This is a genomic window from Alitabrizicola rongguiensis (assembly GCF_021491355.1).
Classification (GTDB): Bacteria; Pseudomonadota; Alphaproteobacteria; order Rhodobacterales; family Rhodobacteraceae; genus Aliitabrizicola; species Aliitabrizicola rongguiensis.
This window is the reverse complement of record NZ_JAKENF010000002.1, coordinates 804,871-826,137: the sequence shown is the minus strand read 5'-3', so window position 1 is coordinate 826,137 and position 21,267 is coordinate 804,871. Positions and strand designations below refer to the sequence as shown.

Below are 21,267 nucleotides of genomic sequence, written 5' to 3'. Positions count from 1 at the left end.
CAGACCAGAGGGGGCATTCATGCGCATTCAGGACATGCATTGGGCCGAGGTCGAGGCGCTGGTGAAGACAGAGGATCGCTGCGTCCTGCCGCTCGGCTGTGTCGAGCAGCATGCCTTCCTCAGTCTTGCGACGGACATGATCCTGGCCGAGCGGGTGGCCGTGGAAGCGGCCGAGCCTCTTGGCGTGCCGGTCTTTCCCTGCCTGCCCTATGGGATGACGCCCGGTTTCGTGGCCTATCCCGGCACGGTCAGCCTGTCGATGCGCACCTATATCGGCCTGATCGAGGACCTGCTGGACGGCCTCCACCGCTCCGGCTTCCGCCGTATCCTTCTGGTCAACGGGCACGGTGGCAACTCGCCGATTTCGGTAGTTCTGGCTGAATGGCTGAACCGCCATCCCGACAGCTCGGTCAAGCTGCACGACTGGTGGCGGGCGCCGCGGACCTGGGCCAAGGTGCAGGAAATCGACCCGGCGGCGTCGCATGCCAGCTGGATGGAGAACTTCCCCTGGACGCGCCTGCCCAATGCGCCGGTGCCGGCCGAGGCGAAGCCCAGGCTCGACTATCCTGCGGTCGAGCGCGTCGATGCGGTCCGCAAGCGCGAGCGGATGGGCGAGGGGAACTACTACGGGCACTTCCAGCGTCCAGACAGCGACATGCTGGCGCTCTGGGAGGTCGCAGTGGAGGAGACCCGCGCGCAGATCGAGGGCGGCTGGCACTAGCCCCAGTCAGACCCGGTAGAAGTCCCGATACCAGTCGACAAAGCGGCGCACGCCATCGCGAATGTCGGTGCGGGGCAGGGCACCCGCCAGCGCCTCAATCAGCGTCGCATCGGCCCAGGTCGCGGGCACATCACCCGGCTGCATCGGTCGCATGATCTTTTCTGCCTGCCTGCCGGTCGCTGCCTCGATCGCCTCAACGAAATCTAGCAGCTTCACCGGCTGTCCATTGCCGATGTTGACCACCCGCCACGGCGCGACGGGCGACAGGCTGTCCGCTGTCCCGACCGGTTCCCTTCCCGGCACCGCCTGCGACAGGCGGACGATCCCCTCGACCAGATCGTCGATATAGGTGAAGTCGCGCATCATGTCGCCGTGGTTGTAGACCTCGATCGGCTCGCCCTTCAGCACCGCGCTCGTGAACTTGAACAGCGCCATGTCGGGCCGGCCCCAGGGCCCGTAAACGGTGAAGAAGCGGAACATCGTCGTCGGCAGACCGTAGAGATGGGCATAGGACTGCGCCATCGCCTCGTTGGCCTTTTTCGTCGCCGCGTAGAAGGACATCTGCGTATCGGCCTTGTCCGTCTCGCGATAGGGCATGGACGTGTTCGCCCCGTAGACGGACGAGGTCGAAGCCATCATCAGGTGCTTCGGCGGATGCGCCCGCGCGGCTTCCAGGAGTTCAAAGGTCCCGACGAGGTTCGCCTCGACATAGGATCGCGGCGCCTCGATCGAATAGCGCACCCCTGCCTGCGCGGCAAGGTGGACGACCAGTTCCGGCTTTTCCCGGCCCATAAGTTCACGGAGAAGGTCCGGGGTCTCGACGCGCCCGCGAAGCTCGGTAAAGCCAGCCTCTTCCCGCAGCCGGTCCAGGCGCGCCTCTTTCAGCGCAACGTCATAATAGGGCGTGACGGCATCAAGCCCCGTGACCTGCCATCCTTCGGCAAGCAAACGACGGCACAGGTGGAACCCGATGAAACCGGCCGAGCCAGTGACCAGTGCGCGCTTTGACATCCCGGTAACCGACCCTGCTGCTTCTTCTGTTTCCAAATATCCTCGGGGGTGCGGGGGCAGACAGCCCCCGCTTCCGCCCTTTCCGCTACATGCAGGCGTCGAACAGCGCGCGGGTATTCTCGCGCGTCATCTCCACAGGGTTGCCGCCACAGGACGGATCCTCCAACGCCATTTCGGTCAGCATGTCGAGATCGGCGAATTGCACGCCCATGGCCGACAGGTTGGCCGGGATGTTCAGCTTGGCGCGCAGTTCCATGATCTGGTCGTGGAACCCGGCAAAGCCGCCCTTGAAGCCGAGATAGGCCGCCGCGCGCTCGATCAGGGTCTCGATCTTCGGGCGGTTGAACTCCAGCACCATCGGCATGACCACGGCGTTGGTGGTGCCGTGATGGGTGCCGTAGACCGCGCCGACCGGGTGGCTCAGCGAGTGGATCGCGCCCAGGCCCTTCTGGAAGGCGACCGCGCCCATGGCCGCCGCGCTCATCATGTTGGCGCGGGCATCGAGGTCATCAGGCACGTCATAGACGCGCGGCAGGTTCTCGAACACCAGCCGCATCCCTTCCAGCGCGATGCCCTGGCTCATCGGGTGGTAGAAGGGCGAGGAATAGGCTTCGAGGCAATGCGCCAAGGCGTCCATCCCGGTGCCGGCGGTGATGAAGCGCGGCATCCCGACCGTCAGTTCCGGGTCGCAGATTGTGACCGAGGGCAGAAGCTTCGGATGGAAGATGATCTTCTTCTTGTGGGTCGCGGTGTTGGTCAGAACGCCCGCGCGGCCCACTTCCGATCCCGTGCCTGCAGTCGTCGGCACGGCGATGATTGGTGCGATCTTGGAGGCATCGGCGCGGGTCCACCAATCGCCGATATCCTCCAGATCCCAGACCGACACCTTCTGATCGACCATTAGCGCGATCATCTTGCCAAGGTCCAGCGCCGAGCCGCCGCCGAAGCAGACGACGCCGTCATGCTTGCCTGCGCGATAGACGGCGAGGCCCGCCTCCATGTTCTTCTCGTTCGGGTTCGGGTCCACCTCCGAGAAAACCGCCCGGCCAAGCCCGGCGTTTTCCAGGATATCCAGCGCCTGCTTGGTGATCGGCAGCGAGGCGAGCGCCTTGTCCGTCACCAGGAGCGGCTTGGTGATGCCCACGGCCTCGCATTGAGCCGCGAGTTCCGAGATGCGGCCCGCGCCGAACTTGACGGCGGTGGGGTAGGACCAGTTTGCGCGGGGGCTCATTTCGTCACCTTCTTCAGATGGTAGGATTTCGGACGGGTCACCGACATGTAGCCAAGCGCCGACAGGCTCGTGCCGCGACCGGTGTCCTTGACCCCGGTCCAGGTCAGCGCCGGGTCGAGGTAGTCGCAGCGGTTCATGAACACCGTGCCGGTCTCGATCTGCGCGCCCATTGCCGCGGCATGGCCCGCATCCCTGGTCCAGATCGAGGCGGTCAGGCCATAGGGCGAGTCATTGGCCAGCGCGATCGCCTCGGCCTCGGTCTTGAACGGCATGATGCCGACCACGGGGCCGAAGCTTTCCTCCTTCATCACCCGCATGGAGTGATCGACATTGACGAGGATCTGCGGGGCCAGATAGGCGCCACCATCGTCGGCGGGGTGCTTCTTCGGGTCGATCAGCCCCTTGGCCCCTGCGGCCAAAGCTTCGGCGGTCTGCGCGCGCACGGTTTGCGCAAAGCGCTTGTTGGCCATCGGGCCGAGGGTGGTCGAGGCGTCGAACGGATTGCCGAGCTTCAACTGCCCGACCCAGGCCACGGATTTCTCGACGAAATCGTTGTAGAGGCTCTCGTGGACATAGATGCGCTCGATGCCACAGCAGCACTGGCCGGCATTGTACATCGCGCCGTCCATCAGCGTATCGACCGCCGCGTCGAGGTCGGCATCGGGCAGCACGATGCCCGGATCCTTGCCGCCCAGTTCCAGCCCGAGCGGCGTGAAGGTGCCCGCCGCCGCGCGCTCGATGGCAGCACCGCCGCCGACCGAGCCGGTGAAGTTGATGAAGCCGAAGGACCGGGCGCGGATCAGCGCCTCGGTCGTGTCATGGTCGAGGACGACATTCTGGAACACGTCCTCGGGCACGCCCGCCGCGTGTAAGGCTTCCGCCATGCGTTCCCCGACCTTCAGCGTCTGGGTCGCGTGCTTGAGGACCACGGTATTGCCGGCGATCAGCGCAGGGACGAGCGTGTTGATCGTGGTCAGGTAGGGATAGTTCCAGGGCGCGATGATGAAGACGACGCCGACCGGCTCGCGCTCGATCCGCCGCTCGAAACGGTCCGAGGCCTCGGCCACCATCGGCGCAAGGGCCGAGGCGGCGATTTCGGACATGTACTTGGTCCGGTCGTTGACGCCGCCGAATTCGCCGCCGTAGCGGGTCGGGCGGCCCATTTGCCAGGCGAGTTCCTCGACGATGACCTCTTTCATCGTGTTGAGCCTGGCGACGGCAGCGTTCACCAGCGCGATGCGGTCGGCAAGCGGCTTGGCCGCCCAGCCCTTCTGCGCGGCCTTGGCACGGGCGGCGACGGCCTGCGCTGCGGCGAGCGACAGGGCGGGGCGCTCCAGATAGACCTGCCCGTCGACGGGCGAGATCAGTTGAATGGTCTTCGTCATGATGTCCTCATCAGAAGGCGCATGCACCGATACGCCGGAAATTGTGGTTGGGTGCGGGGCAGGCCCGCACCCGGCGCCTCAGGCGCGTTCAAGCAGCCGCTGGACCTCGAAATCGGTCACGACGCGGTCGGTTTCCGAGATCTCCCATTCGGCGGCATGGTGGTAGTGGTCCACCACGTCATTTCCGAAAGCCGCCCGCAGCATGTAGGAGCCATGAGCCAGTTCTGCGGCCTCGCGCAGCGTCTTCGGAATCTCGCGCACGCCTTCCGCCCGATACATGTCGCCGGACATCTCCGGTTCCAGGTCCATCTTCTTGTCGATCCCGTCGAGCCCTGCAGCCAGAAGGGCCGCCATCGTCAGATAGGGGTTTATGTCGGAACCCGGAATGCGGCATTCCACCCGCACTGCCTTGGTATGCTCGCCGCAGACGCGGAAGCCCGCGGTGCGGTTGTCCGACGACCAGACGGCCTTGGTGGGGGCGAACATGCCGATGCAGAATCGCTTGTAGCTGTTGACGTAGGGCGCCAGGAACAGCGTGATCTCGCGCGCATGGGCAAGCTGGCCGGCGAGATAGTGCTTCATGGTCTGCGACATGCCATGCTTGTCCGAGGGATCGGCGAAAGCCGGCTTGCCGTCCAGCGTCCAGAGCGACTGGTGGACATGGGCCGAAGACCCGGCGCGGCGATGGTCGTACTTCGCCATGAAGGTCACCGACTTGCCCTTGGACCAGGCGATTTCCTTGATGGCGTTCTTGATGATCGAGTGGTTGTCGGCGGTGTCGAGCGCGTCGGAATACTTGTAGTTGACCTCTTCCTGACCGGCCTCGGCCTCGCCCTTGGAGTTCTCGACCGGGATACCCGCAGCGTAAAGCCCGTTGCGGACGGCGCGCATCACGTCCTCTTCCTTGGTGGTCTGGAAGATGTGGTAGTCTTCGTTATAGGCGCTGACCGGCTTCAGACCGGTGAAGTTGCTGTCGCGCAGCGCCTCGTAGCTGTTCTCGAAGATGTAGAATTCGAGTTCCGAAGCCATCATCGGCTCGAACCCCATTTCGCGGGCCCGGGCCACCTGCTTCTTCAGGATGGCGCGAGGCGAATGCTCGACTTCCTCATGGGTGTGATGGTCGAGAAGGTCGGCCAGCACCAGCGCCGTTCCCGCTAGCCACGGGACAAGCCGCAGGGTCTTCAGGTCCGGCTTCATGATGTAGTCGCCATAACCCGTGGACCAGTTCGAGGACTTGTAGCCCTGAACTGTGTTCATCTCCATGTCGACGGCCAGAAGATAGTTGCAGCTGTGGGTTTCCTTATAGCCGCCGTCGACGAAGAACTGGGCATGGAAGCGTTTGCCCATGAGGCGGCCCTGCATGTCGATTCCGGCTACCAGAACGGTGTCGATCTCGCCTTTCGCGACGAGGTCCTTGAGTTGGTCGAGGGTCAGATTACCCGGCATGTCTTGATCTCTTTTCTAGGGAAGGGCCCGCCGCAACGGCGGGCAAGGAATGGGTTCGACGGGGGCGGCGGATCAGCCGCGCCCTCGGGCTCCGTCAAACTCGGGCTTCCTTGTCTCGAACGGCGTCCGATGCACCGTCTGCCCTTCCATCCTTGGTCCACGGGACCGGTCTGGAAATTGCATGTCTATCTCCCCGTCAGGCGTTCTCTGCGCCTTGAACGCCGTGACGTTAATGCGAGCAGGGCGGAGATGGAACCCCCTGCGCCTGTTTCAGAATGCGTCAGGTAATTGGCGGAGTGGCGGGCCGTCGTGCGCCGGACAAGGCGTTGCCAACGATGGCGACCAGAAGGATCGCGCCTCCGACGAAAGTGTTGGCGGTGGCAGTTTCGCCCAGAAAGAGCCAGACCCAGACCGGCGCGAGCATGACCTCGACCATCGACAGGAGCGTGAGTTCAGCGGCCGGAACGACGCGCGCGCCTATCGTATAAAGGATCAACCCGGTCCCGAGCAGGCAGGCGCCTAGCGCCACCGCGATCAGGATGTCTGGCAGGGGCGCCGCCAGCGTCTCGCTCTGAAGCGGCAACATGACAATCGCGATCAGCATCGAGAACAGCCCGGCAATCACGATCGACGGTGTTGTGTCTTCGGCCCGGCTCCAGCGCAGGGCGACCGTGAAGGCAGCAAAACCGAGCGCTGACAGGATTGCGGCGATGTTGCCTGTCACCGCACCCGTCGCAAGACCTTCGCGGACCATGACGAACATGCCCAGGCCAGCCACAGCGATGCTGGCCCAGGTCGCACCGCGTACCTTCTCGCCCAGAACCAGCCAGCCCAGCACGGCTGCCAGCATGGGAGATGCAGCGAACAGGAAGACGGCATTGGCCACGGTCGTGTTCTGCAAGGCGAAGATCGCGCCCGCAAAGGCAAAAGCCAGCCCGATGCCTCCGACGACGCCGGGCCAGCCGACCTTGCGCAGGCTGTCCAGCAGATGCCCCCCCGACCGCCAGGCGATGAAGCACAGAAGCACCGGCACCAGACCGACTGACCGCCAGAACAGCACGGCCCAGGTGCCAGCCTCGTGGATATTGCGGATGGCTAGCCCGGTGAAGGACCACATAACCGAGGCCAGAACCACCAGAGCCGCCCCCGTCCCGTACTGCATCCGACCCTCCCGTTTCCGGGCAGTGTTCCTGTCCTGCAGGTCGCGGGCTGTTCCGATACCGACGCCGCCAAGCCGTTTCCGCAGTCAGTAGCCGCGCTGGCGGTCGACCAGATGCAGAAGCGGCTCGCCGGCCTCGGCGCGGCGGATATTCTCGACCACCACCCGGCTCGCCGTATCGGGGCGGGTCTGGGCGGCGATATGTGGGGTGACGGTGACCTTGGGGTGGTGCCAGAACGGATGGTCGGATGGCAGCGGCTCGACCCGGAACACGTCGAGCGTGGCATGGGCAAGCTGGCCGCCATCAAGCGCCGCCACAAGCGCATCGTCGTCGATCAGCGGGCCGCGGCCCGGGTTGATGACGAAGGCGCCGGGAGCCAGAAGTGCCAGCCGTTCGGCATTCAGCGTGTTGGCGGTGTCGGGGGTGTTGGGCATCAGGAGGATGACCACCTGTGCGCCGGTCAAGACGCGCGCCAGCCCCTCGGCCCCGTGGTCGGTGGCGACGCCCGGCACCTCGCGCGGGGTACGGCTCCAGCCCCGGACGGGGAAGTTCAGCGCCAGCAGCGCGCGGGCGACCGCCTGGCCAAGCTCGCCCATGCCGAGGATGGCTACGGGACGCTCGCGGGCAAGTGGCGGGATGGCGCCGTGCCGCCAGACGCCGTCCTGGTGGAGGATATGCTCGTCCATCCCCAGATGGTGGCGCAGGACATGGCCCACCACATACTCCACCATCGTTTCGGTCATGGCCGGATCGACCATGCGACAAAGCGGCTGCGTCAGCGTCTGGTTGCCGACGATCCGCTCGACCCCGGCCCAGAGGTTCAGCACCGCCTTGGTGTTCACGTAGGGGCCGAAGTCGCGGATCGTGCCGCCGGGCGAGAAGACGATGTAATCCACCGAAGCCGGGTCTGGTGCCGTATCCGACAGGATCGCGTCGATCCCGGCCTCTTTCAGCGCCTGGGTCAGCGCGGGCTGATAGTCGGGCCAGTCCGCCGGATCGGCGGCAAACAGGATACGGATCGGCATCTGGATCACCTCGGACGATGGACGATGGCGCTTTGCACCGCGCCGAAGGCGAGCATCAGCACGAGCGTCGCCGAACCGCCATAGGACAGGAAAGGCAGCGGCACACCCACCACCGGCGCCATGCCCATCACCATCGACAGGTTCACCGCGAGGTAGAAGAAGAAGGTGCAGCCGATCCCGATCAGCAGGAGCTGCGAGAATCGGTCCTTGTTCTGAAGCGCGGCGGCGAAGCAGAAGAAGATGATGAGGCCATAAAGGAGGAGCAGCGAGAAGGCCCCGACAAAGCCGAATTCCTCGGCCAGCGTCGTAAAGATGAAGTCGGTGTGCTTCTCGGGCAGGAAGTTCAGCCGCGACTGCGTGCCCTGCATGAAGCCCTTGCCCGACCAGCCGCCGGAGCCAAGTGCGATCTGCGCCTGGATGATGTTGTATCCGGCGCCAAGCGGGTCCGAGGTCGGGTCCAGGAAGGTGTCGATCCGGGTGTACTGGTAGTCATGCAGGAACTGCCAGGGCGTGCCCCGCGTCATGAACACCCCGGCCACGGCGCCGACGCCCAGACCGATGACGACGGCGAAATACCAGAAGCTGACACCCGCCGCGAACATCACCGCTGCCCCGCCCATCAACAGCATGAGCGATGTACCGAGGTTCGGCTGCATCAGCACGAGGACGGTCGGCGAGACTATCAACAGGACTGGCAGCAGCACCCAGAGCGGACGCGAGACCTTCTTGGGGTCAAGCCAGTCGTAATAGGCCGCCAGCATCATCACCAGCGCAACCTTCATCAGTTCGGAGGGCTGTATCACGATTGGTCCGACCTCGAGCCAGCGCTGCGCGCCCTTGCCCACCTGGCCAAAGAACTCCACGGCCAGCAACAGCAGCATGGACAGGCCATAGGCTACGCCCGCCATGTTCCGGATGAACCAGATCGGGATGAAGGCGATCACCAGCATCACCAGAAGGCCGACGGCGAAGCGCTTGATCTGCGGTTCGGCCCACGGTTCCATGCTGCCGCCCGCGATGGAATAGAGCATCAGGAAGCCCATCGACGCGACAGCGATCAGAACCAGAACGAGGCCCCAGTTCAGGTAGAACAGCTTGCGGATGCCGGTCGGGACGGTCTTGACCTGATACTCAAGAAAACTCATGGCGGATCAGGCCCTTGTGCTGACGACAGTGTCGTCGTCCGCAGGACGCAGCTTGAGGTTTTTCTGCTGCTCCTCGATCTTGTTCCTCTGCCCGGCAGGATAGGCATCGAGCGGCGGCAATTCCCCTGTCAGCACCCGCAGGATGACATCCCGTGCAATCGGGGCGGCGACCATCGAACCGCCGCCGCCGTGTTCGACGATCACCGACACCGCGATCTTTGGATTGTCGGCCGGCGCATAGGCCACGAACAGCGCATGGTCGCGGCGCTTCCACGGAAGCTGATCGTTCTTGATGACCCCGGCCGCCCGTTCGGACGCCGAGATGTTGCGCACCTGACTGGTCCCTGTCTTGCCGGCCATGAGCATCGTCTCGTAGGTGATGCGCGAGGCACCGGCGGTACCACCCGGCGCGTTGACGACGGCGAACATGCCCTTGCGGACAGCGTCGAGGCTTTGGGGCGAGATATCGAGAGGCGGCGCTTCTGGAATAGGCTGCTCGGCATCGCCGATCGCCAGGACGAGGCGCGGCGAAACAGCCTTGCCCGAGGCGACCCGGGCGGTCATCACGGCAAGCTGTAGCGGGGTCGCCAGGACGTAGCCCTGACCGATCGAGGCGTTGATGGTATCGCCGATGCGCCAGTCTTCCTTGTGCCGAGCCTGCTTCCACTCCTTGTCGGGCATCACCCCTTCGGCGATCGCCGACATCGGCAGGTCGTGGCGCTGGCCAAGGCCAAGCTTGCGGCCCATCGCGGCAATTGCGTCGATCCCCGCTTTCTGGGCCACCTCGTAATAATAGACGTCGCAGCTTTCCTTCAGCGATTTGGTCAGGTCGACTTGGCCGTGACCGCCGTGTTTCCAGCAGTGGAACTTGCGCCCGCCGAATTCCAGGTAGCCGGGGCAGTAGACCGAGGAGTTGGGCGTGATCGATCCTGCTTCCAGCGCGGCGAGTCCAGTGACGATCTTGAACGTGGAACCGGGCGGATAAGCCCCCTGCACGCTCTTGTTGGCGAGCGGCCGATGGTCGTTCTCCATCAGCAACGTGTAATCCGCATGGCTGATGCCGCGCACGAACAGGTTCGGATCAAACGAGGGGGCCGAGGCCATCGCAAGCAGATCACCTGTCTGAACGTCCATCACCACGACCGCGGCGCTTTCGCCGTCGAGCCGGGCCTGAACGTAGTTCTGCACATCGGCATCGATGGTGAGCCTGATATCAGAGCCTGCCTCGCCTTCCTGGCGATCAAGCTCTCGCATTACCCGCCCGACCGAATTGACCTCGATCTGGGTGGTGCCGGCCTTGCCGCGCAGGTCCTGTTCCATCCACTTCTCGACCCCGATCTTGCCGATCTGGAACTTGGGGATCTGCAACAGCGGATCAGGATCCTCAAGCGCAGCCAGGTCGGCGTCGCTGACCGGGCCGACATAGCCCACGACATGGGCCATGTCGCCAAAACGGGGGTAATGGCGGCTCAGGCCAACTTCGGGGTTTACGCCCGGCAGGGCAGGCGTATTGACCGCCACAGCCGACAGGTCCTGCCAGCGCAGCCAGTCGGCCACCACGATCGGCACGAACGAGCTTCGCCTTTCAATCTCCTTCTTGGTCTTGTCGATGTCGTCGGGGGTCAGTGGGATGACCTCGGACAGTCGCGTCAGCACCAGATCGACATCCCCGGCCTCTTCGCGGGTAATGACGACGCGGTAGTTCTGTTCGTTTCCGGCGATGAGCTTGCCGTTCCGGTCAAGGATCAGCCCGCGTGCCGGGGGGATCAGGCGGATGTTGATGCGGTTTTCTTCCGCCAGTAGCTGGTATTCGCCGGCCTTCTCGACCTGCATGTAGCGCATCCGCGCACCCAGGACCGCGACGAATGCCAGCTGCGCACCGCCAAGGATCAGCGCGCGGCGGCTGACCTTCTTTGCACTCGCCTCGGTATCCTTCTGCGTCCGTCTCACAGCCGCCTCCCATAGGCGTCGACCTCGCCGGTAGCCGGTTTTCGCACCCCGAGAGCCAGCCGCGACACGGCAACGACAACGGGATAGCTCAGGATGGTCAGCACCAGCTGGATCAGGCTTTGCCCAAGGCTGACCTGCGGCAGCATCACCAACGACAGGAAAAGGCGATAGGCCAACACGGATGCGGCCATCACGACACCGACGATCAGCCATTCAATGATGAAGCTGACCTCGCGCGTAAGGTTGGCGCGTCCTCGCAGGAACTCGGCTGCCACCACGACGATCGCGGCCCAAAGGCCCGGCGGGCGCATCGTCAGCATGTCTTCCAGCAGGATGACGACAGCGATCAAGAGCGCAGGCACGTAGTCCGGCCGACGCAGGACCCAGGCGAAAGTCATAGCCAGAAGCAGGTTCGGCCCCGGCCAGCTTCCGGCTTCGGAGCCAAGCGGAAGCAGCCGCAGGAACAGCAGCATCGCGGCGATCAGCACATAGAGCCCGCGATAGCCCCAGACGGTCGAGGGGAGGCTTTCAGCCACCGGCACCTCCCGTGGTCGGCGGAGATGCGTCCGCCTCTGGCATTGGTCCGGAGACCATGGGGGCAACGGGCGGGGGGATCAGAGCGCCGGTCTCATGGATGGTTTCGCTTTCATGGCTGCGCAAGACGCGGAGGAATTCGAGCCGCTCGTAATCGGCGGCAAGGCGCACCCGCAGCCGCCCGTCCACACCGAGCGCCACCTGTCCGACGAGGAGTCCGGCCGGAAAGACACCGCCGTCTCCCGAGCTGATGACCCGGTCGCCAGGACGGACAAGATCCTGTTTTTCAAGGAATTCAAGTGGCGGCGCCGAGGTATTGTCGCCCGAAAGGAGCGCCTTTTGCCCGGATGGCTGAACGGTTACAGGGATCCGGCTGTTGCTGTCAGTCAGCAGGATCACGCGGCTCGTGGTCTGGCCGACGCCAGAGATTCGGCCGACCAGCCCGATACCGTCCATCGTGGCCCAGCCGTCGCGGATGCCGTCCCGAGCACCGACGTTCAGTAGGACGGATTGCCGGAACGGAGATCCTGAGTCCGCCAGCACGACCCCGGTCACATGCGTGAGTTTCGGATCCAGCCGCACCTGGTTCAGGTCCAGAAGCCGCGCGTTCTTCTGTTCAAGCTGCAGCGCCGCTTCGCGCCAGGCTTTCATCTGCTGAAGCTCGCGGCGCAGTTCCTGGTTCTGCTCGTAGATCCGGGTGTAGGACTGGAAGTTCTCGACCATTTCCGCCGCCTTGGTGATCGGCAGCATGGCCCAGGCAAAAGACGGCACGACGCGGTCGACCAGGGCAGCGCGGAACCGTTCGACCCTGGGGCTGTCGATCCGCCAAAGCAGGAACAGGGCAAGCAACAGAAACACAAGTCCGCCGACGAGGATCCGTCGCAGCGGGCGCGTGTATTCTTCCGGCGATGTCCGGTCCCTGGCCAAGGTTCATTGGTCTCCGGCGCGAGAGCCTGCCCCGCGCGAAACGGGGCCTGAAATCAGCTGTCGTAGTCAATCACATGGCGGAGTTGCTTTTCGTACTCCAGCGCCTTCCCGGTGCCGAGCGCAACACAATTGAGTGACTCGTTGGCAACCGAGATCGAAAGCCCGGTCTGTTCGCGCAAGGACAGGTCAAGATCCCCAAGAAGCGCGCCGCCACCGGTCAGCATCACGCCGCGGTCGACGATGTCTGCGGCAAGGTCAGGCGGAGTGGCTTCCAGCGCTTGCATGACCGCGTCGCAGATCTGCTGCACGGGTTCGGCCAGCGCCTCGGCCACCTGGGCCTGGTTGATCTCGGTTTCCTTCGGCACACCATTCAGAAGGTCGCGGCCCCGGATCTGCATCGACTGGCCGCGCCCATCGTCGGGCATCCGCGCCGTGCCGATCGAGGTCTTGATGCGCTCTGCGGTGGACTCGCCGATCAGCAGGTTCTGGTGGCGGCGCAGGTAGCTGATGATGGCCTCGTCCATCCTGTCGCCTCCGACGCGGACCGAACGGGCATAGACGATGTCGCCAAGGCTAAGCACCGCGACCTCGGTCGTGCCGCCGCCGATATCGACGACCATGCTGCCGGTCGGATCGGTGATCGGCATGCCCGCGCCGATGGCGGCCGCGATCGGCTCGGCGATCAGGCCGGCACGGCGGGCGCCGGCGGACAGGACCGACTGGCGGATCGCCCGCTTTTCGACCGGGGTCGCGCCATAAGGCACGCAGACGATGATCTTCGGCTTCGAGAAGGTCGTGCGCTTGTGCACCTTGCGGATGAAATGCTTGATCATCTCTTCCGCCACGTCGAAGTCGGCGATGACGCCGTCGCGCATCGGGCGGATCGCCTCGATGCTGCCAGGGGTGCGGCCCAGCATCAGCTTGGCATCCTCGCCCACGGCCAGGACCTGCTTCTTGCCGTCCTTTACATGATAGGCGACGACCGAAGGCTCATTCAGGATGATGCCGCGTCCCTTGACGTAGACCAGCGTATTCGCCGTTCCGAGGTCGATCGCCATGTCCGACGAGAAAAGGCCTGCAAATGCCATCCTGGGGTGTTCCTGTGCCGCAGTATAACTGAAGTACCCGCGACTCGGGCTCGAGGCAGGCGCATCCTTATAGAAAGGGGTCCGGCCAAGGGAAAGGGGCATTGCCCCGCGCCGTCGGCACCAATCCGCCCGACCTTGCACGCGCAGTTCTGGGCGGTCTAGCCTGCCGTCAATGGGCTTGATGGTTCGGGGGGCAGGCGAGTGAGCACTGAGCATGTCGATCTGCCAGGCCGCGGATCCGCCGGTAGCGATGCCGACCGCGCCCTTCTTGCCCCAGCAGGACTTGCAATCCTTGCCACATTCCTTGCCGGCATGCTCGACGCCATAGGGTTCTTTCAGTTGAATGGCCTCTTCGTTTCCTTCATGAGCGGCAACAGCACCCATCTCGGCATGACTTTGGCCGAGGGCGACTGGTCGAGTGCCGGCGTGATCCTCGGCCTCGTCGCTTCCTTCGTCCTTGGGGCGATGTCTGGGGCCCTGCTGTTCGACGCGGTGTCGCCCGGCAGACGCATGCGCACTATCCTTGGGGGCGAATTCCTGCTGGTTTTGCTGGCCTTGGCGCTTGTTGCAGGCGGCCGGGCTGGCTTCGGGCTTGGGCTCGTCTCATTCGCGATGGGCTGGCAGAACCTGGTCCACCGGGCCGTTGCCGGGGCCGACATCGGGCGGAGTTTCATTACCGGGGCCCTGTTCGGCTTGGGCCACTCGATTGCACGGGCACTCCGCGGAACGGGTCCCATTGCGGCGGCGCTGGCCTTTGGCGCTGCATGGTTTGCCTTCATCGCCGGAGCAACGGGCGGCGGCCTTCTGGTTCTACATCTCGGCCTGACCCTATCCCTGATCGTGGCGGCTCTAGTTCTCGGCGGGATGGTCTTCTGGGCGGTCGTCGCGCGGATCTAGGGTTGCTGCTTGCCCATCAGAGGCTGTTAACGATTCATTAACTTCGCGCTGCCACCCCTCGTTCATAGCCGGGTGGCCAATGAGCACTTCACGGGGTTTTGAACTCTATCGCGGGACGGAGGCCGCTGACACGAGCCGCACGGTCGGGCTGGACCTGCTGCGGATCTGCATGGCCTTGATGGTTGTCGGGCTGCACGGCCACTTCCTGTCTGACGTGGACCAGCGCGCGAGCTACTTGCTTGTCGAGGGGCTGTTCCGGGTCGCAGTGCCGGTCTTCTTCCTCATAAGCGGCTACTATTTGCAGCGCATGGATCGGCGGGGCTTCGGACGATGGGTCCGCCACGTCCTTTGGCTCTACGTGCTCTGGATGGCGATCTACGTCTTTCAATGGTGGCCGACGACGCAACCGACTTTGGCAGGTCTCTGCGGGCGCCTTGCATTCGGCTACTACCATCTGTGGTTCCTGATCGCGCTCGCGTTGGCGGGGGCGATGCTCTTTGCCGTTCGCGCCTGGTCTACGGCCCAACTTCTGGCGGTGGTCCTGCCGTTCGTGCTGCTTGGCCTGGCAATTCAGTATGCCGGTAACTACCACCTGCTGGGTGACGACATGGACCGTCGGCTGAACCAACTCCTGGTCTATCGGAACTTTCTGCTCTTTGGTTTTCCGTTCCTCACCATCGGCTTTCTCCTGGCTCGGCACGAGATGGGGTTGCGGATTTCCACGTGGACGCTTGTCGGCGCCCTCAGCTTCGGGTTTGCCTCGCTATCAGTCGAAGCCGCCTTGAACCTGCGTCTTGCCGGCGCGCGCGAAACCTTCGACCTGCTCTTCTCGCTTTACCTTGTGGCGCCAGCCCTGTTGCTTTGGGCGATGCGCCTGAACGTGCCCGTGCAGATCCCTGGCAAGGATCTGGCCCAGTTCGCGACAGGCCTCTATCTGGTTCACGTGCTGGTTCTTAAAGCGCTTGGTGCCCATGCCGGGCTTTCCGCCACGCCGAAGGTGATCTGCTGTCTGGTCGTGTCGGCTGCGCTGGCGGCGGTCCTTGTGCGGATGAACCGCCGCCTGCCGGTGCTCTAGCCGCCTCAGGCGTCGCGGTAGTTGATCGATTTAACGTCGCTGTCGGGCGCAGACTTGGTCCGCCGCACGATCAGCCGGTTCAGCGCGTTCACATAGGCCTTCACACTCGCCACGATGGTATCGGTGTCCGCAGACTGGCCCGTGGCGATGCGCCCGTCTTCCTCGATCCGCACCGAAACGGTTGCCTGCGCATCCGTGCCTTCGGTCACCGCATGGACCTGGTAGAGCTGCAGCCGCGCGCGGTGGGGATAGAGCATCTTGACCGCGTTGAAGGCCGCGTCCACCGGGCCATCGCCGGTCGCGTCGATGGAATGGTCCACCCCGTCGATCGACAGCGTAAGCTCGGCCTCCTGCGGGCCGTCGGTGCCGCAGATGACCCGCAGGCGCTTGACCTGCAGGGTGTCGTGGGTCTCGTGCGTCTCGGAATCTGCGACCAGCGCGAGCAGGTCGTCGTCGTAGATTTCCTTCTTGCGGTCGGCGAGAGCCTTGAACCGCACGAAGAGGTCATTCAGCTGGTTGTCGGCCAGATCGACGCCCAGTTCCTTCATCTTCGAGCGCAACGCAGCTCGGCCCGAATGCTTGCCCATGGCGATGTTCTTCGCCGTCAGCCCGATATCCTCGGGGCGCATGATCTCGAAGGTCTCGACGTTCTTCAGCACGCCGTCCTGATGGATGCCGCTTTCATGCAGGAAGGCGTTCTTGCCGACGATCGCCTTGTTGAACTGCACCGGGAAGCCCGAGACGGTCGAGACACGACGCGAGATGTTCATGATCTTGGTGGTGTCGATGCCGGTGCGGAAGGGCAGGATGTCGTTGCGGACCTTCAGCGCCATGACCACTTCTTCCAGCGCGGTGTTGCCGGCACGTTCGCCAAGACCATTGATCGTGCATTCGATCTGCCGCGCCCCGGCTTCGACAGCTGCCAGCGCGTTCGCCGTCGCCATGCCAAGGTCATTGTGGCAATGGGTCGCGAAGATGATGTCGTCGGCGCCCGGCACCCGCTCTTTCAACATGGCGATGATCTTCGCGCTTTCGCGCGGATAGGTGTATCCGACCGTATCGGGGATGTTGATCGTCGTGGCGCCCGCCTTGATCGCGATCTCGACCACCCGGCAGAGGTAGTCCGCTTCCGTCCGCGTTGCGTCCATCGGCGACCACTGCACATTGTCGCAGAGGTTGCGCGCATGGGTCACGGTGTCGTGGATCCGCTCGGCCATCTGGTCCATGTCGAGATTCGGAATGGCGCGGTGGAGCGGCGAGGTGCCAATGAAGGTGTGGATGCGCGGCGATCTTGCGTGGCGCACCGCCTCCCAGCAGCGGTCGATGTCCTTGTAGTTGGCGCGTGCCAGACCGCAGATCGTGGCGTTCTTTGCCAGCTTGGCGATCTCGCTCACAGCGGCGAAATCGCCCTCCGAGGCGATGGGAAAGCCCGCCTCGATGATGTCGACGCCCATCTCGTCGAGGAGTTGGGCGATCTCCAGCTTTTCCTCATGGGTCATGGTCGCGCCCGGCGACTGTTCCCCGTCGCGCAGCGTGGTGTCGAAAATCAGGACGCGGTCTTGCGTGCTCTTGTCGGTCATCTCGGAAAGTCCTTCTTCCTCAGCTTCTGTCCCGGGCGCTGGTCACCTCCGAGCGGTCGCGCCCAAGGGCACGCTCAGAGGCTGCTAAGGAGAAGAAGCGCACGGGGGAGGGCCGCGCGACGCGCGTCCATGGCGGTGAGGATGTGCCGATCCCGTTTCATGGCGCCGGACTATACGGAGGCAAACGCGAAAGGGAAGGCTCTTTCGCAAGTTTTTTCCGGCGCTTCACTGGTCATTGGGGGAGCATGGTCTAGCTCGACCCGCAGCTTTGCAGGAGGGTGCATGAAGCGGGCCTTGGTGATCGGCGCATCGGGAGGCATTGGCGCTGCCTTGGCGGCAGACCTGTCTGCACGGGGATGGAATGTAACTGGGCTTTCGCGCCGCGATGACGGTCTTGACGTTACAGACGAGGCCGGCATCGTCCGGCTGCTGCAGCCCTTGGCCGCGCCCTTTGACCGGATCGTCGTGGCGACCGGCGCGCTGGAGATCGACGGTGCCGGACCGGAGAAGACCCTGAAGGCCATAGATCCCGGGGTTTTCGCCGCCCAGATCGCGTTGAATGCGCTTGGCCCCGTGCTGATCTTAAAGCACACGCTCCGCCTTCTGCCGCGTGACCGTCCTGCACAGTTCGCGGCGCTGTCCGCGCGGGTCGGCTCGATCGGCGACAACAGGCTGGGGGGCTGGTACTCCTACCGGGCCGCCAAGGCCGCGTTGAACCAGCTGTTCCACACCGCCGCGATCGAGGTGGCTCGGACCCACCCGCAGGCGACGGTGGCGGTTCTGCATCCGGGCACGGTGGCCACAGACTTCGGTGTGGTCCAGCGCGGCAAGCATCCGGCGGTGTCGCCGCAAGAGGCGGCCATGAACCTCAACCGGGTGATGGACGGGCTGACACCCGCCCAGACCGGCGGCTTTTTCGACTATGCCGGGCAGGAGATCGCGTGGTGAATCCTCGCCTTGTCCTTGTTCTTGGCGACCAACTGACGCCACGGATCGCTGCGCTCCGCTCCGCCGATCCGGCCCGCGACATCGTCGTCATGGCCGAGGTGGCGGCCGAGGCGGAGTCAGTTCGCCATCACCCCCAGAAGATCGCGCTGATCTTCACAGCCATGCGCAAGCATGCCGCGCGGCTGGAAAAGCACGGCTGGCGCGTTCTCTACTCGCGTCTGGACGACGCCCGGAACTCGCAAAGCCTTGTCGGCGAGCTCCTGCGCCGGGCCGCCGAAACCGGGGCACAGGAGGTAATCGCCACGCGACCGGGTGAATGGCGGGTCATCCACGATCTCGAGGCCGCGCCTTTGCCGGTCTCGCTGCTCGCCGACGACCGTTTCATCTGTTCCGAGGCCGAGTTTGCGGTATGGGCCGAGGGGCGGACACAGCTGCGCATGGAGCATTTCTATCGCGAGATGCGGCGCCGGACCGGGCTTCTGATGGAGGGCACCAAGCCGGCAGGCGGTCACTGGAACTTCGATGCGGAAAACCGCAAGCCTGCCCAGCCCGACCTGTTCCGCGCCGCGCCCCTGCGCTTCCCGCCAGATGCCGTGACGGAGGAGGTGCTGGAGGCCGTCGAGCACCGATTTCCGCGGCACTTCGGCAGCCTTCGCCCGTTCGGCTGGGCGACCGATCCCGACCAGGCGGAACAGGCACTGGCCCATTTCCTGCGCCAGTCGCTGCCGCGATTTGGCGACGAGCAGGACGCGATGCTGAGCGGCGATCCGACACTGTCACATGCATTGATCTCTCCCAGCCTGAACCTCGGTCTTCTCGATCCGATGGAGGTCTGCCGCCGGGCCGAGGCGGAGTGGCGGGCGGGTCGGGCGCCCCTGAACGCGGTCGAGGGCTTCATCCGCCAGATCCTTGGCTGGCGCGAATTCATCCGCGGAATCTGGTCGCTTGCCGGACCGGGCTATCCGGCGAGCAATGCACTCGACCATCACCGCCCTCTGCCACCGCTCTATTGGGGAAGCGAGACGCGGATGCGGTGCCTTTCGCAGGTCGTCGCGCAGACTCGCGACATGGCCTATGCGCATCATATTCAGCGTCTGATGGTCACCGGAAACTTCGCGCTTCTGGCCGGGCTCGACCCGGCCGACGTGCATGACTGGTATCTGTCTGTCTACGCGGATGCTCTGGAATGGGTCGAGGCTCCGAACACCATCGGGATGAGCCAGTTTGCTGATGGCGGCATGGTCGGGTCCAAGCCCTATGCCGCATCCGGCGCCTATATCAACCGCATGTCGGACTACTGCGGGGGCTGCGCCTATGACGTGACCGATCGCAGCAGCCCGAATGCCTGCCCGTTCAATCCCTTGTACTGGCACTTCCTGTCGCGTCACCGCGAGAGGTTTGCCAGAAATCCGCGAATGACTCCGATCTATCGCAACTGGGACCGGATGGATGCAGGCCAACGGACCGCGATCCTTGACCGGGCCGGGGACATCCTGGCCCGGCTGGAGGTGGGGGAGACGGTCTGAGCCGTCAGTTGCCGGTCGCCTGACCTTCAGTGGTGGCGCCCTCGGTCGCAGCGGGAGCCGGGGCGGTCAAGGCGCCGTCCTTCCATTCGCCCCCGGTTTCCTGGCCTGTCTTGTAGCGCATGACACCCTGACCCTGACGCTTGCCTGCGCGGAACGTGCCCTCATAGACGTCGCCATTCGGGTAGGTGGCAATTCCCTTGCCATCGATTTCGCCCGCCTTCCACTCGCCGACATATTTGAAGCCGTCGGCCATGGTGATCTCGCCCTGGCCCTCGCGCTGGCCGGCGACGAAGGACCCCTTGTAGACCGTACCATCGGCATAGGTCGCCGTGCCCTGTCCCTGCCGCTGGCCGTCGACCCACTGGCCTTCGTATTTGTAGCCGTCGGGATAGGTCATCGTGCCTGTCCCGTCGATCTTGGCGTCCTTGAAATCGCCGACATAGACGAGCCCGTTGGCATAGGTGGCCTTCCCCTTGCCGTCGGGGACGCCCGCCTTCCACTCGCCCTCGTAGGTGGCGCCGTCGGCATAGGTGATCTTTCCCTGACCTTCGGCCTGGTCTGCGACGAAACCGCCGACATAGGTCGAGCCGTCTGGATAGGTTACCTTGGCTTGGCCCGCGCGCTCGCCGTCCTTCCAGTCACCGTCATAGAGATAGCCATCGGCCCCCTTGAAGATGCCTTTGCCCTCGGGCTTGTCCGCGGCGAAATCGCCCTCGTAGACGTCGCCATTGGCATAGGTGATCTTGCCCTTGCCTTGCCGCTGCCCGTCAACCAGCGGGCCCTCGTAGACATCCCCGTTGGGCTGCGTCAGCTTGCCTGTGCCGTTCATCTGGCCATTGGCCCACTGGCCGACATAGGTCAGCCCGTCGGGCATCTTCAGCGTGCCCTCGCCGGCGCGCTGGCCCTTATCGAGACCCCCTTCGTACACGGCGCCGTCGGCATAGGTGATCTTGCCTTTGCCCTGCTTGACGCCATTCACCCAGTCGCCGTCATAGGTATAGCCGTCCGGGCTTTTCATCACGCCCTTTCCATCGTGGACGGCGTCCTTGAACTGGCCGGTATAGGTCACACCATTGGCGTAAAGGGCCGTGCCCTGACCGGTCATCTTGCCGTCGACCCAGTCACCTTCGTAGGTGCCGCCATCGGTGAAGGTGATCTTGCCCTTGCCCTCGGGCTTCCCGGCGGCGAACTGGCCCACATAGACCGATCCGTTGGGGAAGCGCGCCGTGCCCTGGCCCTTGATCTCGCCGTTCACCCACTCGCCGGTATATTCATAGCCGTTGGGCAGCCGGTAGGTGCCGGTTCCGTCCTGTTTGCCGTCCTTGAATGTGCCTTCATAGACGCTGCCGTCGGAATACTGCTTGGAGATGACGTCGCCCTCTGACTGGGCAAGCACCGTCTGAGGTGCTGCAATCAGCCCCGCAACGATGAGGGCCCGGACCTGTTTGCCGCCCGAAATTGCCGTCACGTCGCGCCTCCTGCCTGGGATCGGAAAAACAAACACCCACAGCGGCGGAATCCGTTCCGACGCTGACTTTTGCGGCAAGTTACCGGCAGCCACCCGGTGTGACAAGGGAAGGACGGCAGCCGCGCGCCTGCTTCGGCTTTTCCTCGCGCG

18 protein-coding genes are annotated in these 21,267 nt (G+C 64.3%); 5 read left to right on the top strand and 13 right to left on the bottom strand.

What is annotated here, in order from left to right; genetic code table 11:
* The first annotated feature begins 19 nt into the window (after positions 1-19).
* A complete protein-coding gene (locus L0V05_RS09920; protein WP_234869978.1) occupies positions 20-721 on the top strand; it encodes a creatininase family protein in 702 nt (233 codons plus the stop codon).
* A gap of 6 nt (positions 722-727) precedes the next feature.
* Here the strand turns inward: L0V05_RS09920 and L0V05_RS09915 are convergent, their stop codons facing one another.
* The 11 genes from L0V05_RS09915 to L0V05_RS09865 form a co-directional block, all read right to left on the bottom strand.
* Positions 728-1,732: an NAD-dependent epimerase/dehydratase family protein gene (locus L0V05_RS09915; protein ID WP_234869976.1), complete on the bottom strand. Its 1,005-nt coding sequence runs from the start codon at positions 1,730-1,732 to the stop codon at positions 728-730.
* 85 nt (positions 1,733-1,817) lie between these two features.
* A complete protein-coding gene (locus L0V05_RS09910; protein WP_234869974.1) occupies positions 1,818-2,963 on the bottom strand; it encodes an iron-containing alcohol dehydrogenase in 1,146 nt (381 codons plus the stop codon).
* Positions 2,960-4,348, bottom strand: a complete 1,389-nt coding sequence (locus tag L0V05_RS09905) for an aldehyde dehydrogenase family protein (RefSeq protein WP_234869972.1) — start codon at positions 4,346-4,348, stop codon at positions 2,960-2,962. Before L0V05_RS09905 ends, L0V05_RS09910 begins: the two co-directional genes overlap by 4 nt.
* Positions 4,349-4,426: 78 nt before the next feature.
* On the bottom strand, positions 4,427-5,794 hold the full coding sequence (locus tag L0V05_RS09900) for a glutamine synthetase family protein (RefSeq protein ID WP_234869970.1): 1,368 nt from the start codon (positions 5,792-5,794) through the stop codon (positions 4,427-4,429).
* 280 nt (positions 5,795-6,074) lie between these two features.
* Positions 6,075-6,956, bottom strand: coding sequence for a DMT family transporter (locus tag L0V05_RS09895; protein ID WP_234869968.1), 882 nt, complete (start codon positions 6,954-6,956; stop codon positions 6,075-6,077).
* Between the two features lie 84 nt (positions 6,957-7,040).
* On the bottom strand, positions 7,041-7,979 hold the full coding sequence (locus L0V05_RS09890; protein WP_234869966.1) for a 2-hydroxyacid dehydrogenase: 939 nt from the start codon (positions 7,977-7,979) through the stop codon (positions 7,041-7,043).
* Positions 7,980-7,984: 5 nt separating this feature from the next.
* Entirely contained in the window at positions 7,985-9,124 is a 1,140-nt protein-coding gene (gene rodA / locus L0V05_RS09885; RefSeq protein WP_234869964.1) for a rod shape-determining protein RodA, read from the bottom strand.
* A 6-nt stretch (positions 9,125-9,130) separates the two neighbouring features.
* Positions 9,131-11,074, bottom strand: coding sequence for a penicillin-binding protein 2 (mrdA, locus tag L0V05_RS09880; protein WP_234869963.1), 1,944 nt, complete (start codon positions 11,072-11,074; stop codon positions 9,131-9,133).
* Entirely contained in the window at positions 11,071-11,610 is a 540-nt protein-coding gene (locus L0V05_RS09875; protein WP_234869961.1) for a rod shape-determining protein MreD, read from the bottom strand. The genes mrdA and L0V05_RS09875 overlap by 4 nt, the downstream gene beginning before the upstream one ends.
* On the bottom strand, positions 11,603-12,535 hold the full coding sequence (mreC, locus tag L0V05_RS09870) for a rod shape-determining protein MreC (protein ID WP_234869959.1): 933 nt from the start codon (positions 12,533-12,535) through the stop codon (positions 11,603-11,605). The genes L0V05_RS09875 and mreC overlap by 8 nt, the downstream gene beginning before the upstream one ends.
* 53 nt (positions 12,536-12,588) lie before the next feature.
* Positions 12,589-13,623, bottom strand: coding sequence for a rod shape-determining protein (locus tag L0V05_RS09865; RefSeq protein WP_234869957.1), 1,035 nt, complete (start codon positions 13,621-13,623; stop codon positions 12,589-12,591).
* Between the two features lie 201 nt (positions 13,624-13,824).
* Between L0V05_RS09865 and L0V05_RS09860 the strand changes: the two genes are divergently transcribed.
* Together L0V05_RS09860 and L0V05_RS09855 are read left to right on the top strand one after the other, a co-directional pair.
* The gene (locus tag L0V05_RS09860; RefSeq protein ID WP_234869955.1) at positions 13,825-14,520 is read left to right on the top strand and encodes a YoaK family protein; all 696 of its coding nucleotides are present in this window, start codon (positions 13,825-13,827) and stop codon (positions 14,518-14,520) included.
* Positions 14,521-14,599: 79 nt separating this feature from the next.
* Positions 14,600-15,595: an acyltransferase gene (locus L0V05_RS09855; RefSeq protein ID WP_234869954.1), complete on the top strand. Its 996-nt coding sequence runs from the start codon at positions 14,600-14,602 to the stop codon at positions 15,593-15,595.
* A gap of 5 nt (positions 15,596-15,600) precedes the next feature.
* Here the strand turns inward: L0V05_RS09855 and L0V05_RS09850 are convergent, their stop codons facing one another.
* Complete coding sequence (locus L0V05_RS09850) at positions 15,601-17,175, bottom strand: 2-isopropylmalate synthase (protein ID WP_234869952.1); 1,575 nt, start codon at positions 17,173-17,175, stop codon at positions 15,601-15,603.
* A 282-nt stretch (positions 17,176-17,457) separates the two neighbouring features.
* On the opposite strand from L0V05_RS09850, the gene L0V05_RS09845 reads away from it, so the two are divergent.
* Both L0V05_RS09845 and L0V05_RS09840 read left to right on the top strand, forming a co-directional pair.
* Positions 17,458-18,123 (top strand): SDR family NAD(P)-dependent oxidoreductase, encoded by a 666-nt coding sequence (locus tag L0V05_RS09845; protein ID WP_234869950.1) that lies wholly within the window; start codon positions 17,458-17,460, stop codon positions 18,121-18,123.
* Positions 18,120-19,649: a cryptochrome/photolyase family protein gene (locus tag L0V05_RS09840; RefSeq protein ID WP_234869948.1), complete on the top strand. Its 1,530-nt coding sequence runs from the start codon at positions 18,120-18,122 to the stop codon at positions 19,647-19,649. The genes L0V05_RS09845 and L0V05_RS09840 overlap by 4 nt, the downstream gene beginning before the upstream one ends.
* Positions 19,650-19,653: 4 nt before the next feature.
* Here L0V05_RS09840 and L0V05_RS09835 read toward each other — a convergent pair whose 3' ends face one another.
* Positions 19,654-21,108, bottom strand: coding sequence for an MORN repeat-containing protein (locus tag L0V05_RS09835; protein ID WP_406565971.1), 1,455 nt, complete (start codon positions 21,106-21,108; stop codon positions 19,654-19,656).
* Between the last annotated feature and the right edge of the window lie 159 nt (positions 21,109-21,267).

Coding starts and splice junctions, on each gene's coding strand:
- L0V05_RS09890 (WP_234869966.1), bottom strand. CDS start 7,979: ATGCCGATCCGTATCCTGTTTGCCGCCGATCCGGCGGACTGGCCCGAC.
- L0V05_RS09855 (WP_234869954.1), top strand. CDS start 14,600: ATGAGCACTTCACGGGGTTTTGAACTCTATCGCGGGACGGAGGCCGCT.
- L0V05_RS09900 (WP_234869970.1), bottom strand. CDS start 5,794: ATGCCGGGTAATCTGACCCTCGACCAACTCAAGGACCTCGTCGCGAAA.
- L0V05_RS09850 (WP_234869952.1), bottom strand. CDS start 17,175: ATGACCGACAAGAGCACGCAAGACCGCGTCCTGATTTTCGACACCACG.
- L0V05_RS09910 (WP_234869974.1), bottom strand. CDS start 2,963: ATGAGCCCCCGCGCAAACTGGTCCTACCCCACCGCCGTCAAGTTCGGC.
- L0V05_RS09895 (WP_234869968.1), bottom strand. CDS start 6,956: ATGCAGTACGGGACGGGGGCGGCTCTGGTGGTTCTGGCCTCGGTTATG.
- rodA (WP_234869964.1), bottom strand. CDS start 9,124: ATGAGTTTTCTTGAGTATCAGGTCAAGACCGTCCCGACCGGCATCCGC.
- L0V05_RS09915 (WP_234869976.1), bottom strand. CDS start 1,732: ATGTCAAAGCGCGCACTGGTCACTGGCTCGGCCGGTTTCATCGGGTTC.
- L0V05_RS09920 (WP_234869978.1), top strand. CDS start 20: ATGCGCATTCAGGACATGCATTGGGCCGAGGTCGAGGCGCTGGTGAAG.
- L0V05_RS09865 (WP_234869957.1), bottom strand. CDS start 13,623: ATGGCATTTGCAGGCCTTTTCTCGTCGGACATGGCGATCGACCTCGGA.
- L0V05_RS09845 (WP_234869950.1), top strand. CDS start 17,458: ATGAAGCGGGCCTTGGTGATCGGCGCATCGGGAGGCATTGGCGCTGCC.
- L0V05_RS09905 (WP_234869972.1), bottom strand. CDS start 4,348: ATGACGAAGACCATTCAACTGATCTCGCCCGTCGACGGGCAGGTCTAT.